Source organism: Rhodococcus indonesiensis (assembly GCF_047782815.1).
GTDB lineage: Bacteria > Actinomycetota > Actinomycetes > Mycobacteriales > Mycobacteriaceae > Rhodococcus > Rhodococcus indonesiensis.
In genome coordinates this window covers 3,233,177-3,249,790 of record NZ_CP180630.1, presented here as the reverse complement: position 1 = coordinate 3,249,790, position 16,614 = coordinate 3,233,177, and the positions used below count along the sequence as shown (strand labels likewise).

At 70.2% G+C, this 16,614-nt stretch carries 11 protein-coding genes; 8 read left to right on the top strand and 3 right to left on the bottom strand.

The features are described from left to right. Positions 1-27: 27 nt before the first annotated feature. The 3 genes from ACM26Y_RS14915 (at position 28) to thiM (ending at position 5,391) form a co-directional block, all read left to right on the top strand. Positions 28-1,365: a glutamine synthetase family protein gene (locus tag ACM26Y_RS14915; protein WP_010594312.1), complete on the top strand. Its 1,338-nt coding sequence runs from the start codon at positions 28-30 to the stop codon at positions 1,363-1,365. 117 nt (positions 1,366-1,482) lie between these two features. Continuing rightward, the gene (locus ACM26Y_RS14910) at positions 1,483-4,494 is read left to right on the top strand and encodes a bifunctional [glutamine synthetase] adenylyltransferase/[glutamine synthetase]-adenylyl-L-tyrosine phosphorylase (RefSeq protein WP_289378850.1); all 3,012 of its coding nucleotides are present in this window, start codon (positions 1,483-1,485) and stop codon (positions 4,492-4,494) included. A gap of 54 nt (positions 4,495-4,548) precedes the next feature. Continuing rightward, a complete protein-coding gene (thiM, locus tag ACM26Y_RS14905; RefSeq protein ID WP_416061272.1) occupies positions 4,549-5,391 on the top strand; it encodes a hydroxyethylthiazole kinase in 843 nt (280 codons plus the stop codon). Between the two features lie 19 nt (positions 5,392-5,410). Here thiM and ACM26Y_RS14900 read toward each other — a convergent pair whose 3' ends face one another. Continuing rightward, on the bottom strand, positions 5,411-5,731 hold the full coding sequence (locus ACM26Y_RS14900) for a PASTA domain-containing protein (protein WP_003937102.1): 321 nt from the start codon (positions 5,729-5,731) through the stop codon (positions 5,411-5,413). Between the two features lie 578 nt (positions 5,732-6,309). Here ACM26Y_RS14900 and ACM26Y_RS14895 point away from each other — a divergent pair. Together ACM26Y_RS14895 and ACM26Y_RS14890 are read left to right on the top strand one after the other, a co-directional pair. Continuing rightward, positions 6,310-9,771 (top strand): indolepyruvate ferredoxin oxidoreductase family protein, encoded by a 3,462-nt coding sequence (locus tag ACM26Y_RS14895; RefSeq protein WP_416061271.1) that lies wholly within the window; start codon positions 6,310-6,312, stop codon positions 9,769-9,771. A gap of 52 nt (positions 9,772-9,823) precedes the next feature. Continuing rightward, entirely contained in the window at positions 9,824-10,897 is a 1,074-nt protein-coding gene (locus ACM26Y_RS14890; RefSeq protein WP_416061270.1) for a Glu/Leu/Phe/Val family dehydrogenase, read from the top strand. A 208-nt stretch (positions 10,898-11,105) separates the two neighbouring features. On the opposite strand, the gene ACM26Y_RS14885 is transcribed toward ACM26Y_RS14890, so the two are convergent. Then, entirely contained in the window at positions 11,106-11,615 is a 510-nt protein-coding gene (locus ACM26Y_RS14885; protein WP_003937105.1) for an Lrp/AsnC family transcriptional regulator, read from the bottom strand. Between the two features lie 216 nt (positions 11,616-11,831). On the opposite strand from ACM26Y_RS14885, the gene ACM26Y_RS14880 reads away from it, so the two are divergent. Continuing rightward, positions 11,832-13,388, top strand: coding sequence for an amino acid permease (locus tag ACM26Y_RS14880; RefSeq protein ID WP_416061269.1), 1,557 nt, complete (start codon positions 11,832-11,834; stop codon positions 13,386-13,388). A 243-nt stretch (positions 13,389-13,631) separates the two neighbouring features. Here ACM26Y_RS14880 and ACM26Y_RS14875 read toward each other — a convergent pair whose 3' ends face one another. Further along, positions 13,632-14,246, bottom strand: a complete 615-nt coding sequence (locus tag ACM26Y_RS14875) for a TetR/AcrR family transcriptional regulator (protein WP_003934092.1) — start codon at positions 14,244-14,246, stop codon at positions 13,632-13,634. A 239-nt stretch (positions 14,247-14,485) separates the two neighbouring features. Here ACM26Y_RS14875 and ACM26Y_RS14870 point away from each other — a divergent pair, with 239 nt between their 5' ends. After that, positions 14,486-15,412 carry a metal-dependent hydrolase gene (locus ACM26Y_RS14870; protein WP_003934093.1) on the top strand — a complete coding sequence of 309 codons (927 nt, stop codon included), beginning with the start codon at positions 14,486-14,488 and terminating at the stop codon, positions 15,410-15,412. Between the two features lie 12 nt (positions 15,413-15,424). Next, positions 15,425-16,570 (top strand): hypothetical protein, encoded by a 1,146-nt coding sequence (locus ACM26Y_RS14865; RefSeq protein WP_416061268.1) that lies wholly within the window; start codon positions 15,425-15,427, stop codon positions 16,568-16,570. Positions 16,571-16,614 lie beyond the last annotated feature (44 nt).

Here is a 16,614-nt window from a genome sequence, read left to right as displayed (position 1 = left end):
TAACGCACTGTGCCTAGTCTCGGCCGTATGGATCGCCAGAAGGAGTTCGTGCTCCGCACCCTCGAAGAGCGCGACATTCGGTTCGTGCGCTTGTGGTTCACCGACGTCGTCGGAACCCTCAAGTCGGTGGCGATCGCCCCGGCCGAACTCGAAGGAGCCTTCGAGGAGGGTATCGGGTTCGACGGCTCGGCCATCGAGGGCTTCTCCCGCATCTCCGAGGCCGACATGGTCGCCCGCCCGGACGCCTCGACCTTCCAGGTGCTGCCGTGGGCCGACGGCAAGGGCCAGCAGTACTCGGCCCGCATGTTCTGCGACATCACCATGCCCGACGGCACCCCCAGCTGGGCCGACCCGCGACACGTGCTGCGCCGCCAGCTCAACAAGGCGTCCGACCTGGGCTTCAGCTGCTACGTGCACCCCGAGATCGAGTTCTTCCTCATCGAGAACGGTGAACCGGGGGCGCTGCCGGTGCCCGCCGACGACGGCGGCTATTTCGACCAGTCGGTGCACCGCTCGGCCCCGAACTTCCGCCGCCACGCCATCGACGCGCTCGAGTCGATGGGTATCTCCGTCGAGTTCAGCCACCACGAGACCGCGCCCGGCCAGCAGGAGATCGACCTGCGGTACGCCGACGCGCTGTCCATGGCCGACAACGTGATGACCTTCCGCTACGTGGTCAAGGAGATCGCGATGTCGGAGGGCGTGCGCGCGACGTTCATGCCCAAGCCGTTCCGCGAGCACGCGGGCTCGGCGATGCACACCCACATGAGCCTGTTCGAGGGTGAGAACAACGCCTTCCACGATCCCGACGATCCGCTGCAGCTCTCGGCGACCGGCAAGGCGTTCATCGCCGGGGTGCTCGAACACGCCAACGAGATCAGCGCCGTGACCAACCAGTGGGTCAACTCCTACAAGCGCATCGTGCACGGCGGCGAGGCGCCCACCGCGGCGTGCTGGGGCCCGTCCAACCGTTCCGCCCTGGTGCGGGTGCCGATGTACACGCCGAGCAAGGCGTCGTCGCGCCGGGTGGAGATCCGCACACCCGACTCGGCCTGCAACCCGTACCTGACGTTCGCGGTGCTGCTCGCCGCCGGCCTGCGCGGCATCGAGAAGGGCTACGAGCTCGGACCCGAGGCCGAGGACGACGTGTGGGCGCTGACCTCCGCGGAACGGCGTGCGATGGGATACCGCGAGCTGCCCACCGACCTCGACATCGCTCTGCGGGAGATGGAGAAGTCGGAACTGGTGGCCGAGGCGCTCGGCGAGCACGTGTTCAACTTCTTCCTCCGCAACAAGTGGACGGAGTGGGAGAACTACCGCAGCCAGGTCACCCCGTACGAACTGGACCAGTACCTGGGCTTGTAACCCCTTGCCGGCCGCGGCCGCACGGGGAGTCGCCGCGGACCGGACGGTTGACGACGACGAAGAGGTGAGGTCCGTGCCCACTCGGGCGGCAATGTCCCGCGCCGGAACGAAGCCATCATGGTGAGACCCCCGGCGGCGCGCTCGGCGATACCGAGCGCCGGGCGGCTCGGCCTGCTCGCCCCGTCCGCGCCGGACGAGCTCCGGCAGCTCGGCTGGACCGGCACCGACAGCACCGAACTGCTGTGGGCGCTCTCGCGCGCACCCGACGCGGACCTCGCGCTGCGGACCCTGGCCCGCCTGCACGACGCGCTCGGGGAGGGGTGGGCGGAACTCGACGCCGCACTGCGCACCGACAAGGGACTGCGCGGACGGCTGTTCGGTCTGTTCGGTGGCTCGTCCGCCCTCGGTGACCACATCGTCGCCCACCCGGACCGGTGGCGTGGTCTCGCCGGGACGCTGCACCTGCCCGACCGGCGAACCCTCACCGAGCGGATGCTCGGCTGCGTCGACGCCGAGCCCGAGGCCGGGACGGGCGAGAATCGTCTGATCTACCGGGCGAAGATCACCGGTCCGGACGCGGTGGCGGCCCTGCGCACCGGCTACCGCGATCAGTTGGCGCTGCTCGCGGCCGCCGACCTCGCCGCCGTGGTGGAGAACGAGCCGGTCCTGCCGTACCTCGAGGTGGGCCAGCGGCTCGCGGACCTCGCCGACGCGGCGCTGACGGCGGCCCTGGCGGTGGCCGTCGCCAATGTCGTCACCGACGGACCCTGCACCGTCGACCTGGCCGTGATCGCAATGGGCAAGTGCGGGGCCCGCGAGCTGAACTACGTCAGCGACGTCGACGTCGTGTTCGTCGCCGAACCGTCCGATGCCCGCGCCAGCCGCATCGCCGGGGAGATGATGAGGATCGGCACCTCGGCGTTCTTCGACGTCGACGCCGCGCTGCGTCCCGAGGGCAAGCGCGGCGAACTGGTCCGCACCCTGGACTCGCACGTCGCGTACTACCAGCGCTGGGCGAAGACCTGGGAGTTCCAGGCGCTGCTCAAGGCCCGGCCGATGACCGGCGACCTCGACCTCGGCCGCCGCTACGTCGAGGCGCTCAGTCCGATGGTGTGGACGGCGTCCGAGCGGGATGCCTTCGTGCCCGAGGTGCAGGCGATGCGCCGGCGCGTCGAGGAGCTCGTGCCCGCCGAACTGCGCGAGCGCGAACTCAAGCTCGGCCGCGGCAGCTTGCGCGACGTCGAGTTCGCGGTCCAGCTGCTGCAGCTCGTGCACGGCCGCGCCGACGAGTCACTGCGCGTGCCGAACACGGTGCAGGCGCTGTCCGCCCTCGCCGGCGGGGGATACGTCGGGCGCGACGACGCCGCGAACCTGCGGGCCTCCTACGAGTTCCTGCGGTTGCTCGAGCACCGGCTGCAGCTGCAACGGCTCAAACGCACGCACACGCTGCCGCCCCCGGAGGACCGGGAGGCGATGCGCTGGCTCGCCCGCGCCGCGCACATGCGCCCGGACGGCCGGCACGACGCGCTCGGCGTGCTCGAGGCGGAGATCAAGCGCAACGCGGCGCGGGTACGCAAACTGCACGCGAAGCTGTTCTACCGCCCGCTGCTCGAGTCGGTCGCCCGGGTGGACAAGGAGGCGCTGCGGCTGTCGCCCGACGCCGCGATCCGCCAGCTCGCCGCGCTGGGCTACGGCGCACCCGAGAACGCGCTCGGCCACCTGACGGCGCTGTCCGGCGGTGCCTCGCGCAAGGCCCGCATCCAGGCGCTGCTGCTGCCCCAGCTGCTCGAGGCACTGGGGGAGACGAGCGACCCCGACGCCGGCCTGCTCGCCTACCGCCGCCTGTCGGAGGCGCTCGTCGATCGGGTGTGGTTCCTGCGGACGCTGCGCGACGAGCCGTCCGTCGCGGACCGGCTCATGACGGTGCTCGGCTCCTCCGCCTACGTGTCCAATCTGCTGGTCCGGGCCCCGGACGTCGTCCGGCTCTATGCCGACGGCGCCAGCGGTCCCCGGCTCCTCGAACCGCAGCCCGAGGAGGTCGCCAAGGCCATCGTCACCTCCTCGGCCCGCTACGGCACTCCCGACAAGGCCATCAACGCGGCCCGGTCGCTGCGCCGGGCCGAACTCGCCCGTATCGCCAGCGCCGACATCCTGGGCATGCTGGATGTACCGCAGGTGTGCCGCGCGCTGTCCGCCGTGTGGGCGGCCGTGCTCGAGGCTGCCCTGACGGCCGTGATCAAGGCGTCCGAGCTGGAGGACGGGCCGGCTCCGGCACGACTCGCGGTGATCGGCATGGGCCGCCTCGGCGGTGGCGAGCTGGGCTACGGATCCGACGCCGACGTGCTGTTCGTGTGCGAACCGACTGCCGGCGCGGACGAGACCGCGGCGGTGAAGTGGGCCAACCAGGTCGCCGAGCGGGTGCGCGCCCTGCTCGGTGCGCCGAGCACGGATCCGCCGCTCGAGGTCGACACCGGGCTGCGCCCCGAGGGGCGCAGCGGCCCGATGGTGCGCACCCTCGCGTCCTACCAGGCGTACTACGCGCAGTGGGCGCAGACGTGGGAGGTGCAGGCACTGCTGCGGGCCGACGCGGTGGCCGGGGACGCCGACCTCGGGCTGCGCTTCCTGCACATGATCGACGCCACCCGCTACCCGGCCGGCGGTGTGTCGGACGAGGCGGTGCGCGAGATCCGCCGGATGAAGGCCCGCGTCGACTCGGAACGGTTGCCGCGCGGCGCCGATCCCGCCACGCACACCAAGCTGGGCCGCGGCGGTCTGGCCGACATCGAGTGGACCGTGCAGCTGCTGCAGTTGCAGCACGCTCACAACATCGAGTCGCTGCACAACACGTCGACGCTCGAGACGCTCGACGCGATCGGTGCCGCCGAACTGCTCAGCACCGCGGACGTCGCACTGCTGCGCGACGCGTGGCTCACCGCCACTCGCGCCCGCAACGCGCTCGTGCTGGTGCGCGGCAAACGGACCGATCAGCTGCCCGGTCCGGGGAAGCTGCTCTCGGCGGTGGCGCAGGTCGCCGGCTGGCCGGGGGGTGACGCCTCCGAGTTCCTCGACCACTATCTGCGGGTCACCCGGCGTGCGCGGGCTGTCGTGGAACGCGTGTTCGGGACGTGAGATCCGGATCCAGCTGCCGCACCGACCCGATTCGTATGTGAGAAGAGGAGATTCGTGACGATTTCGCGCAGTGTCCCGACGGTCGACGCCGTGGCCGAGGCGCTCGGGGAACTGCGGGCGCGGACACCGGTCGTGCAGTCCCTGACGAACGTGGTCTCGGCGAACTTCGTCACCAACGTGCTGCTGGCGGCAGGCGCGAGCAATGCGCACATCGACAACGTGCACGAGGCCGGCGGATTCGCGCGGGCGGCGGACGGCGTCCTGGTCAATGTCGGCACACCCGACGATGCCACCGCGCAGGCGTTCCGTCTCGCGGCCCGCAGCGCTCACGAGGCCGGCACCCCGTGGGTCCTCGACCCGGTCGGAGTGGGGGGTCTGCCGTGGCGCAGCGATCTCGCCGCCGAACTGTCGGCGCACCGGCCGACGGCGATCCGCGGCAACGCATCCGAGATCATCGCCCTGGCAGGCCTGCGGGGTGAGACCCGCGGCGTCGACAGTTCCGCCGATGCGGCGGCGGCTGTCCCGGCGGCGCTGACCCTGCTCGATCGCGCCGAATCCGTATCGGCTTCGGGCGCAGTCGATCACCTCGTCGGCCGGGACGCCGACGGGGCAGTGATCGGGGTGCGGGTCGGTGGGGGCAGCGCGATGCTGCAGCGGGTGACGGCCACGGGCTGCGCGCTCGGCGGTCTCGTCGCCGCATACCTCGCTGTCACGCCGACGCCGTTGATCGGGCTCGCCGCGGCCCACGTGCACGTCGCCGTCGCCGCGGAGATGGCCGAGGCGGCGGCCGTGGGACCCGGCACGTTCGCCGTCGCCTATCTCGACGCCCTGTACACCGTGGACGCCGACATGCTCCGTGCCCGCGCGCAGCTCGAGGTCTTCGAGCCGCGCCGGTAGCTCGGCGACTCCGGACCGCTCAGCGGCAGACGACGACCAGGCCCACGCCCAGCCACACCTGTCGTTCGACGCGATCGAACTCGTCGTCGTCGTGGTCGTACACGTAGTCGACCTCGGTGCGGTAGCCGCGATCCCGTTGTTCGGTGACGCGGCAGTCGCCGGACAGATTCCCGGCGCGGTTGGTGATCTTGTAGGGGATGCCTTCCGCGTCCAGGAGGGCGATCGCCTGCTGTTCGCTGAGGCCGACGACATCGGGCGCGGGTTGCGCTGCGGCGATGCCGGAACCGAGAAGGAGGGTGGCGGCGGCCGCGCAGAGAACGGCCGGGAGGGTGGTGCGCATGACAACGTCCTTTCGGGAACGATGTCGCGATGGAGTGAATCCGGTGGGGGACATCCGTACCGTCGGTGTCGGCGGGGACGGGATCCGTCAGATGTGATCTATCGGCGCGTTCCGGCGGTGATTCCGGGCGGCGAGCGCCCCCGCGGCGCGGACCACGGTCCGGCCGTGGACGACGGTGCCCCGGCACAGCGGGGTGCGCAGGCGTTCATCGGCAGTTCCCCTAGGCGCCCGACCCGGAACCGGCCGGCGCCACTTCAGGGTACCCCCGGCTTCTGACAAATCCGGCAGAACTGGCGGACCTGCCGGAAGGGGCCGATGCGCGCGGCCCCCAGTCCGTCGGCCGGGACCGGATGACGGAGCCGGTACCGGATCGGCCGGCAGGGGTGCGGGCCGGGTGAGGCGCCGACGGCTGATCACCGTGACCATTTGCCCGGTGTGTTACACGTCACAGTTGAGCGAAATGATTCGCCGCAAAGTCTTCTGTTGACTGAATCAATCAGCTGTGTGGATCATTGCTGAACCAGTTGATGTGACTCGAGCGACGTGCACGACACCTGTCGCAGCAAAGGAACAGTGCGATGACCGAAACCGTGGTCCGCGAAATCGAGCGTTCTCCCTACGACCTGGACGACCGGTACCGCTCCGGCTCGGGCACGGTGCTCCTCACCGGTGTCCAGGCGATCGCCCGCCAACTCGTCGAACAGCACGTGCGCGACATCCGCGACGGTCGCCGCGTGGCCACCTTCGTCTCCGGGTATCCCGGCAGCCCGCTCGGCGGCCTCGACAAACTGCTGCACGGCATGCCGAAGGTTCTCGCCGAGCACGACATCACCTTCGTGCCCGGGTTCAACGAGGAACTCGCCGCAACCTCCGTATGGGGCAGTCAGGGCCAGCTCGGGGCAGGTACGCCCACCCACGACGGCGTCGTCGGTGTCTGGTACGGCAAGGGGCCCGGCCTGGACCGCGCCACCGACGCGCTGCGGCACGCGAACATGTACGGCGTGGACCCGAACGGCGGGGTCCTGCTGATGGTCGGCGACGACCCGGCCTCGAAGTCGTCCACCGTGCCCGCGGTGAGCGAACGGTCCCTCGCCGCCCTCGGGATCCCGGTCCTGTTTCCGCGCAACGCCGCCGAGATCGTCACGATGGGCCTGCACGGCGTCGCGCTGTCGCGTGCGTCCGGCTGCCTCGTCGCCCTCAAGATCGTCGCCGACGTCGCCGACGGCGCGTGGTCCGTCGACGGTTCGGTCGCGGACCTGCGCATCACCGTTCCCGAGATCGAATGGGAGGGAAGGCCGTTCGTGTACCGGCAGCGCCCGATGGCGGCGCCGGGCGACAGCGTGATCGCCGAGGCGGACCTGTACGGGCCGCGCTGGGCGATGGTGCACGCGTACGGGAAGGCCAACGGCCTGGACGTCGTCGAGGTCGACCCCCCGCACGCCCGGATCGGACTCGCCGCCACCGGCACCACGTTCGACGCGCTGCGACAGGCCCTGCTCGATCTTGGGGTGACCGACACCGACCTGCACCGCGCCGGCATCCGGCTGCTGCGCATCGGAATGCCCTACCCGATCGGTCCGGACCTGGTGCGCGACTTCGCCGCCGGTCTGGAACAGCTCGTCGTCGTCGAGGACAAGACCGCGTTCGTCGAGACCCAGATCCGGGAGATCCTCTACGGGACCGACCACCCGCCGCGCATCGTCGGCAAGAAGGACGCCGACGGCCGGCCGCTGATGCCCGTCGACGGCGAGCTCACCGCCGGCCGGATCCGCGGTCCGTTGCGCCGGGTGCTGCGCGGACACGTCGACCTCGGACCCGCGCCGCTGCCCCAGTTGCCGCTGGAGGTGCTCTCTGCCAAGCGCGCCCCGTACTTCTGCAGCGGCTGCCCGCACAACCGCTCCACGGCCCTGCCGGACGGCTCGATCGGGGGCGGCGGCATCGGCTGTCACGCACTCGTCACCATGTCCGGCCGCGCCGACAGCGCCGTCACCGGCCTGACCCAGATGGGTGGCGAGGGTGCGCAGTGGATCGGGCAGGCACCGTTCACCGACATCGGCCACATGTTCCAGAATCTCGGCGACGGAACATACTTCCACTCCGGTCAGCTCGCAGTGCAGGCCTGTGTCGCGGCCGGCGTGAACATCACCTTCAAACTGCTCTACAACGACGTCGTCGCCATGACCGGGGCGCAGGACGCCGAGGGCGCACTGACCGTTCCTGCGCTCACCCGCAAACTCACCACCGAGGGCGTGCGCAGGATCATCGTCTGCTCCGACGACCCGAAGCGGCACCGCAAGCGCTCCCTCGCCCGCGGCGTGCAGGTCTGGCACCGCGACCGGCTCGACGAAGCACAGCGCGTGCTGCGCGAGGTCCCCGGCGTCACCGTGCTCATCTACGACCAGCACTGCGCGGCCGACGCGCGCCGGCAACGCAAGCGCGGAACCCTGCCCGCCCGCACCACCCGCGTGGTGATCAACGAGGCGGTGTGTGAGGGCTGCGGCGACTGCGGCGTCAAGAGCAACTGCCTGTCCGTGCAGCCGGTCGACACCGAGTTCGGGTCCAAGACCCGGATCGACCAGACCTCCTGCAACACCGACTACTCGTGCCTCGACGGGGACTGCCCGTCGTTCGTGACGGTCGAGGCGTCGCCGGACCGGAAGACGCGGCGCCGCGGCGCCCCGACCCCGCCGGCCGTGCCCGACGTCGACAACGACACCCCGGTGGGCACCCGCAACGTCTTCCTCGCCGGCATCGGCGGCACCGGCATCGTCACCGTCAACCAGGTGCTCGCCACCGCCGCGCTGCGCGCGGGCTTCGACGTCGAGTCCCTGGACCAGATCGGCATGAGCCAGAAGGCGGGCCCGGTGGTCTCGCACCTGCGGTTCGCCGCCGGCGGCCTCGAACCGGGGAACCGGGTGACCACCGGCGGAGCGTCGTGCGTGCTGGCGCTGGACCTGCTGACCGCGGCGGACGCGAAGAACCTCGCCTACGCCGACCCGCGCTCGACCGTCGCGGTGGCGTCGACGAGTCGCACCCCCACCGGGGACATGGTGTACGACAGGTCGATCCGGCACCCGGACGAGCAGCAGCTGCTCGCGCGGCTGGACGCGGTGACCTGTCGGCTGGCCTCGTTCGACGCCCTCGCCGCCGCGCAGGCGCTGTTCGGTGACACCGCCGCCGCGAACTTCCTCGTCGTCGGCGCCGCCCACCAGCTCGGTGGTCTGCAGATCCCCGCCGCGGCCGTCGAGGAAGCGATCGAGATCAACGGCGTTGCGGTCGCGGCGAACATCGCCGCGTTCCGGTGGGGGCGCGTGGCGGTCGCCGACCCGGACGCGTTCGCGGCCGCGACCGAGCCGTCGCGGCCCGAGCGGAGCGTCACCGTCGTACCGGAGCACCTGCTGGCCGGCACCACCTTCGACGGTGAGGTGTTGCGACTCGTGCGGGTACGTGCCGCGTCACTGATCGACTTCCAGGACGAACGCCTCGCCGCCCGGTACGTCGAGCGGGTGCAGGCCGTGTGGGAGGCCGAACGCCGCGTCACCGCGCGCACGGACTTCAGCGCGGCCGTCGCGCGCGGACTGTTCAAGTTCACCGCCTACAAGGACGAGTACGAGGTCGCGCGGATGCTCGTCGACCCCGCCTTCCTCGACGAAGTGCAGTCCCAGGTGCCCGGCGGGGCGCAACTGACCTATCGGCTGCATCCGCCCGTGCTGCGCGCACTCGGCCGCACGAAGAAGGTCGGGTTCGGTCCGAAGTCCCACGTGGCGCTGCGGGTGCTGGCCAAGGGCCGCCGGCTGCGCGGCACCCGGCTCGACCCGTTCGGGTACGCGCACGTCCGCAGGGTCGAACGTGCCCTGCTCGCCCACTACACCGCGACGATCGACCGCCTCGCTGCCGAACTGAGCCTCGAGAACTACGACCGTGCGGTGCAGGTGGCGGAGCTGGCGGACGCAGTCCGTGGCTACGAGGACGTCAAGCTGCGCTCCGTGGAGCAGTACCGCGCCCGGCTCGCCGACCTGGGGGTCGACACCGACTTCTGACGGCACCACCTCCGACATCGCCGAATCGTCTCCGTCCGAAAGGAATCCACTCGTGACCGCCTCTCTTCTCGACCACGCGCCGACCGGAGTCTTCGACCGTTCCCGTCGCCTCTCCGACCGCCCGCACGAGCAGGTCGTCTTCTGTCAGGACGCCGCCACCGGCCTGCGTGCGATCGTCGCGATCCACTCCACCGCGCTCGGCCCCGCCCTCGGCGGCACCCGCTTCTACCCCTACGCCGACGAGGCCACCGCGCTCGAGGACGTGCTGCGGCTGTCGTGGGGGATGACCTACAAGGCTGCGGTCGCCGGGGTGAACCTCGGCGGCGGCAAGGCCGTCATACTCGGTGACCCGGCCACGGACAAGAGCGACGCTCTGCTCGCCGCGTACGGACGGTTCGTCGAGTCCCTGGGCGGTCGCTACGTCACCGCCGCCGACGTCGGCACCGCTGCCGGTGATCTGGACGTCGTCGGCCGTTACACCCGGTACGCAGTCGGACGCACCGCCGCCGCCGGCGGATCCGGGGACAGTTCGCCGCTCACCGCGCTGGGGGTGTTCCGCGCGATGCGGGCCGGGGCCGAACATGTCTGGGGCACAGCATCTCTGGATGGACGCACGGTCGGTGTCGAAGGGCTCGGGAAGGTGGGCTACGAGCTGGTGCGGCTGCTCGTCGCCGACGGGGCCGACGTGGTGGTCACCGATGTGAACCCCGCGGCCCTGGCCCGGGTGGCCGCCGACTTCCCGGTCCGCATCGCGAGCAGTGTGCTCGACGCCCCGGTGGACGTCTACGCACCGTGTGCGCTGGGCGGAACGCTCACCACGTCGGCCGGCAGCACGCTCGGGGCGCGGCTGGTGTGCGGCGCCGCGAACAATCAGCTCGCCCGCCCCGAGGTCGAGGATCTGCTCCGCGACCGCGGCATCACCTGGGTGCCGGACTACGTCGCCAACGCCGGCGGCCTGATCCAGGTCGCCGGCGAGGTCGACGGATCCGATCCGAGCGTCGTCCGGTCCCGGGTGAACGCGATCTTCGACCGCACCGCCGAGATCTTCGCGATGTCGCGAGACCTGGGCATCGGCCCCGGCGCGGCGGCGAACCGGCTCGCCGAGCAGCGTATCGACGCGGCCTGACGGGACGCGGTCGTCGCATCGTCCCGGCCGGTCGGCCAAGGGGGGAGGCACCACGGTGCCTCCCCCTTCCGCTCGTGCACCGGAACCTGACTCACCCCGGAAGTTGTTGTCCCCGAGCGTCGATCAGTCCGAGCACCGATCAGCCCGAGCACCGAACAGTCCGAGGGCCGATGCGGCCGGGCGCCGACGGCCCGGCCGTCGACGTCCCTCAGCGCCGATCGGTCGTCGGCACGGAGCGCCCGTGCCCCGAGTCGCGGGTGAGATGTTCGAGCAGGGGTTGCGTCCGGTACGCCACGGGCGTCGTCAGCGCCAGCGTGGTGGTGGTGTGGGCGACGCCCTCGATCGCGTGGATGCGTTCGAGCTGCAGGAGCAGGTCCTCCTGCGACTGTGCCGCCATCCGGATCAGCAGGTCCTCCCGGCCCGTCGTCGCGTGCACCTCGAGCACCTCGGGGAACCGCTCGAGCTCCGCGATGACGTGCCCCATCCGCGCCTGCACGAGTTCTGCGCCGATGAACGCCTGCAGCGGCAGGCCGAGCTTCGGCAGATCCACCACCGGGCGATATCCCGTCACGGCGCCGGACTCCTCGAGTTTCCGGATCCGCGACTGGACGGTATTGCGGGCGACGCCGAGCTTCGCTGCCAGATCGACGATGCCGGCTCGCGGGTTGTGGGTGAGCTCGGCGAGGAGGGCCGCGTCGAGCCGATCGAAACTGAGCACGGTGACATCCTTTCGGTTGTGATGGGCGTCACATTTGAGCATCGTGCGTAGTTGTTGTCGAAGATATTGACACGAAAAGTGACAGTGCCATGATTGCTGCACTGAATTGCTCACGCAATCCCTCTCTGCGGCACCACAATGCGTCGCCCACGAGGGTCGCGCCCCCGGCCGCCCACGAGGTCCGGCGGGCCCCAACCCCATCCCGAGGAGCACAACATGCCCGGAGTCGGCATCTGGCGCACCAAATCCGTCGAACAGTCCATCGCGGATACCGACGAACCCTGTTCGCGGCTGCGGCGACAGCTGACCGCCAAGGACCTGACCGTGTTCGGCGTCGCCGTGGTGATCGGCGCCGGCATCTTCACCCTCACCGCGCGCACCGCGGGCAACGTCGCGGGCCCGTCGATCTCGCTGGCCTTCGTGCTCGCTGCGATCACGTGTGGCCTCGCGGCCCTCTGCTATGCGGAGTTCGCATCGACCGTCCCTGTCGCCGGTAGCGCGTATACCTTCTCGTACGCCACCTTCGGCGAGTTCGCCGCCTGGATCATCGGCTGGGACCTCATCCTCGAGTTCGCGCTCGCCTCCGCCGTCGTCGCCAAGGGCTGGTCGCTGTATCTCGGCGGCATGCTCGGTGGCACGGCGCACACCACGATGCATCTCGGCCCGCTCGCGGTCGACTGGGGGGCGTTGCTCATCGTCGGCGCGATCACGGTCGTGCTCGCCGTCGGCACCAAGGTGTCCTCGCGTGTGTCGGCCGTCGTCACCGCCGTCAAGGTTGCCGTCGTCGTGCTGGTCATCGCGGTCGGGGTCTTCTACATCGACAAGAGCAACTACTCGCCCTACATTCCGCCGGCCGAGGGCGCGCAGAGCACCGCGAGCGGCGTGCACCAGTCGCTGTTCTCGGCCCTCACCGGGGCCGACGGCAGCAGCTACGGGTGGTACGGCCTGCTCGCCGCCGCGAGCCTGGTGTTCTTCGCCTTCATCGGGTTCGACGTGGTCGCCACCACCGCGGAGGAGACGAAGAACCCGCAGAAGGCGCTGCCGCGCGGCATCTTCGCCTCGCTCGCCATCGTCACGGTTCTCTACGTCGGCGTGACGCTGGTGCTGACCGGCATGGTGAAGTACACCGACCTGCGGACGGGCAGCGCACTCGTCGGTGACGGCAGCGCCACCCTGGCCACCGCGTTCGAGGCCCACGGCATCACGTGGGCGCAGACGGCGATCAACATCGGCGGTCTCGCCGGCCTCACCACCGTCGTGATGGTGATGATGCTCGGCCAGACCCGTGTGTTGTTCGCGATGTCCCGGGACGGGCTGATGCCGCGGCGGCTGGCCACGACCGGCCGCAAGGGCACCCCGGTGCGTATCACCCTGCTGGTCGGCAGCATCGTCGCCGTGCTCGCCGCGGTGTTCCCCATGGGTGTGCTCGAGGAGATGGTCAACATCGGCACGCTGTTCGCCTTCGTGCTGGTGTGCATCGGCGTGATGGTGCTCCGCCGCACGCGCCCCGACCTGCCGCGTGGGTTCCGGGTGCCGCTCGTGCCCCTGGTGCCGATCCTCGCGGTCCTCGCGTGCGGCTGGCTGATGCTCAACCTGTCCGTCGAGACGTGGCTGCGGTTCGGGGCCTGGATGGCCCTGGGCGTGGTGGTCTACGCCGTCTACGGTCGCCGCACGTCGGTGCTCGGGCAGCGGCTCCGGGCCGAGGCGGCCCGGCAGGCCGAGACCCCACAGGCCGAAACCCCACAGGCCGCCCGCGAGCCCGAGCCGGTGTAGCGCGGAGTACGGACCCGGCCCCGCAGCGACGGCGGGTTCTAGCGATCCCCGCAACACCCTGGATTTCAGGGAGTTGCGGGGATCGTGGTTTCTGCAGAATTGAAAGTTCGGTTCTTCGAGGCACTCGACCGTGAGCACGGCAATGTCACCGCTGTGGGGCCGCGACCGTGCGACGAGTCGACGCCACCGGCGGTCCACCCGGGCTCACCTGTCCGGGCGGATTCCGTCAGGCGGTCCCGAGCGTCACCTGGTGACGTCGCGCTGGGCGAGGATCGCAGGTCCCATCCAGCGTCGGAGGTAGCGCCGCAAGTCGTCGTCGCTGCGCGGGGGATCGTCGGGGGAGACGAAGAAGGACTGCATCGTGCGCAGGACGTACTCGACGAGCTCGCGCAGGGCCGCTTCGTCGTATCCGTAGCACTCCCAATCGACGTCGAAGCGCCCGATCATCGTCATCCCGAACTCCTGTGCCTCGTCGGACGTCAGGCCGTCGGGACGGACGTTCGGGTACGTGCCGGTGAGCAGAAGCCCCAGGTGCGGCGTGCGCCGTACCTCGGCGAGGGTGTAGACGACCCCTTCCGTCATCGCGTCGACCGGGTCCGTGATGCCGCCGATGTGCCGGGCGAGACGATCGAGGAATCCGTCGACCGACGCGATCGCCGCGGCCCGCATCAGCGCATCCGCGCTGGGGAAGTAGCGGTACACCGTCTGGCGGATGACACCCAGCGATTCCGCGACATCGGCCAGGCTGATGACGCAGCCCGTCCGGCCGATCAGATCGACTGCGGCGGAAACGATCCGGCGAGACGCCTCGTCGTCGTTCTCCGGGGGGCTGCCGCCCCAACCGCGTCGTCGTGCCACTGCCCGCTTCCTCGGATCGAAACCGCATCGGGACCGGCGGATCCCCGGGCGGGATCTGTCGACCGTCCGCTCGAACGACCGACGGTAGCACGGCGGTGGCCTCCGCCCGTGGCGCCGCAAATGTAACGCGTTCTCATCATACGTCAACTGCGATACGCGTATGATCACTGCACCGGGGCTTCGGAGCCGTCGCGGGGCCGCCGGACCAGCCCATCCCCGCAAGACGAGGTGTAGCGCCCGTGACCGACCTGCAGATCCGAAAAATGAACTTCGCGTTCGAGGAATACGACGTGCCGTTTCTGTGGAACGAGGAGAATCCGGCCTTCTCGAGCATGGCGAACGCGGTCTCGTTCCTGGCGATCGGCTTCGAGAAGATGATCGTGAAGATGATCCTCCAGGCCAAGCCCCTGATCACCGACCCGGCGGTCGCCGCGGAGGCGGACGCGTTCATGCGTCAGGAAGGCCAGCACTCGACCGCACACCGGCAGCATGTCAAGGCCCTGATCGAGCGGTACCCCGGCCTCCGGGACACCCTCGCCGCCGTCATCGCGGAATTCGACCGGCTCACCGCACGGGCGTCGCTGAACTACCGGCTCGCCTACACCGCGGACCTCGAAGCAACCTTCACACCGGTGTTCAAGTTGATGCTCGACAACGAGGCCACCCTGTTCCGGCCCGGAGACGACCGGGTGGCGTCGCTGTTCATCTGGCACTTCGTCGAGGAGGTCGAACACCGGAGTTCGGCGCTCGTCGTGTTCGACTCCGTCGTCGGGTCCGACATCTACCGGATGCGGGTGGCCCCCTCGGTCTTCCGTCATGTGCTGAGGGTCATCCGACTGGCCTGCCAGGGCTTCAACGACCATGTTCCGTTGGCGGACCGCAAGATCGACGCCCTGTCGATGTTCGCGTCGTACCGGCGCGCACAGCGCCTGCGCAGGTGGTTGCCGTTACTGCAGGCGCGGGACTGCGGCCCGATGCCACGCGCGTTCGACGATCTGCCGCTCGCCGAGCAACTCGTCGCGCTGGCGGGGGTGGTGCGCAGCCAGTTGCCGAAGCACGATCCTGCCCACGAGAAGTTGCCGGCGCTCGCAGACATGTGGTTCCGGCGCTACGAGGACGGCTACGACGTCACGCGCTGGTACACCGCCGACGCGGTCGCCTCGTAGGGAGCCGGCGCGATGACCGACCTGTGCTCACCCACCTTCGCCGAACTGGCCGCGTCCCTGGGGTTCTCGTGCCAGGAGGCCGGCGGTCTCGTCGAGGTGCGCGACCCCTCGGCCCTGGAGAACTGGACCCTTCCCGTTCTCGAGGTCACCATCGTGCTCGGCGCGGTGCTCGCGCTCGTGCTCGCCGTCATGCGCCTGCGCCGCCACGGCGATCCCACCACTCTGGTGCTCTGGTTCGGCGCCACCGCCTACCTGTTCGTCATCGAACCACCGCTGTACTTCCCGGCTGCCTTCGGCATCGAGGAGCACGTGGACACGATGTTCGCCCACAACGTGTTCACCGTGGAGTTCCTGTGGGGCCGGCTCCCGCTGTACATCGTCGCGATCTACCCGCTGATGGCCACGCTGGCGTTCGAGATCGTCAGGATGCTGGGGGTGTTCCGCCGCTACGGAGTCCTCGTCGGGGCCGTGTGCGCCGGTTTCGTGCACCACGCGTTCTACGAGATCTTCGACCATCTCGGACCCCAGTTGCGATGGTGGCACTGGGCGGTGACGAATCCGGTCAACCAGCCCATGTTCGACGCGGTCCCGCTCCCGAGCGTGGTGGTGTTCGCCGCGCTCTGGCCGATGTCGCTCGCGCTGTGCGTGCAGTTCTTCGTCGGTCGCCACGTCGACCGCGGCCGACACTTCTCCGGTCTCGAACTGGTGTGGCGCACTGTCGTGATCGGCCTGCTGGCGTCGCTGGGCACGTTCGTCCTCCCGCTGCCGGCGACCGTTTTGGGCATGGGGAGCACCACGGCCCGGGCGGTGGTCTATGCGGTGGAGCTGGTCGTCGTCACCGTCGTCGGGGTCGTCGTGCTCGTTCGCCGCTGGGTGCGCCTGCGACGGGGCGAGCCGGATGTTCCCCCGTACACGAACCGATTCGTCCAGGTCTATGGCGTCGTGTACCTGGTCGTCATGGCGTTCCTGTGGGTCACCGCGCTGCCGGAGTTCTTCCGTGCCGTCGACGGCGTGACGAGCACCGGCGACCCGGTGGGCAACCTGTGGTACACGCTGGCGTGCTTCGTCGTCGCGGCACTCTGCGTGGCCGGCACACTCACCGTGCCGCAGGCAACGAGCGACACCACGCCCGTCCACGCGCGGGCGCACGCCGCATAGCGGCCCGCGTACCCCGGAGACAGGAGGGGACCGCAGACACGAGT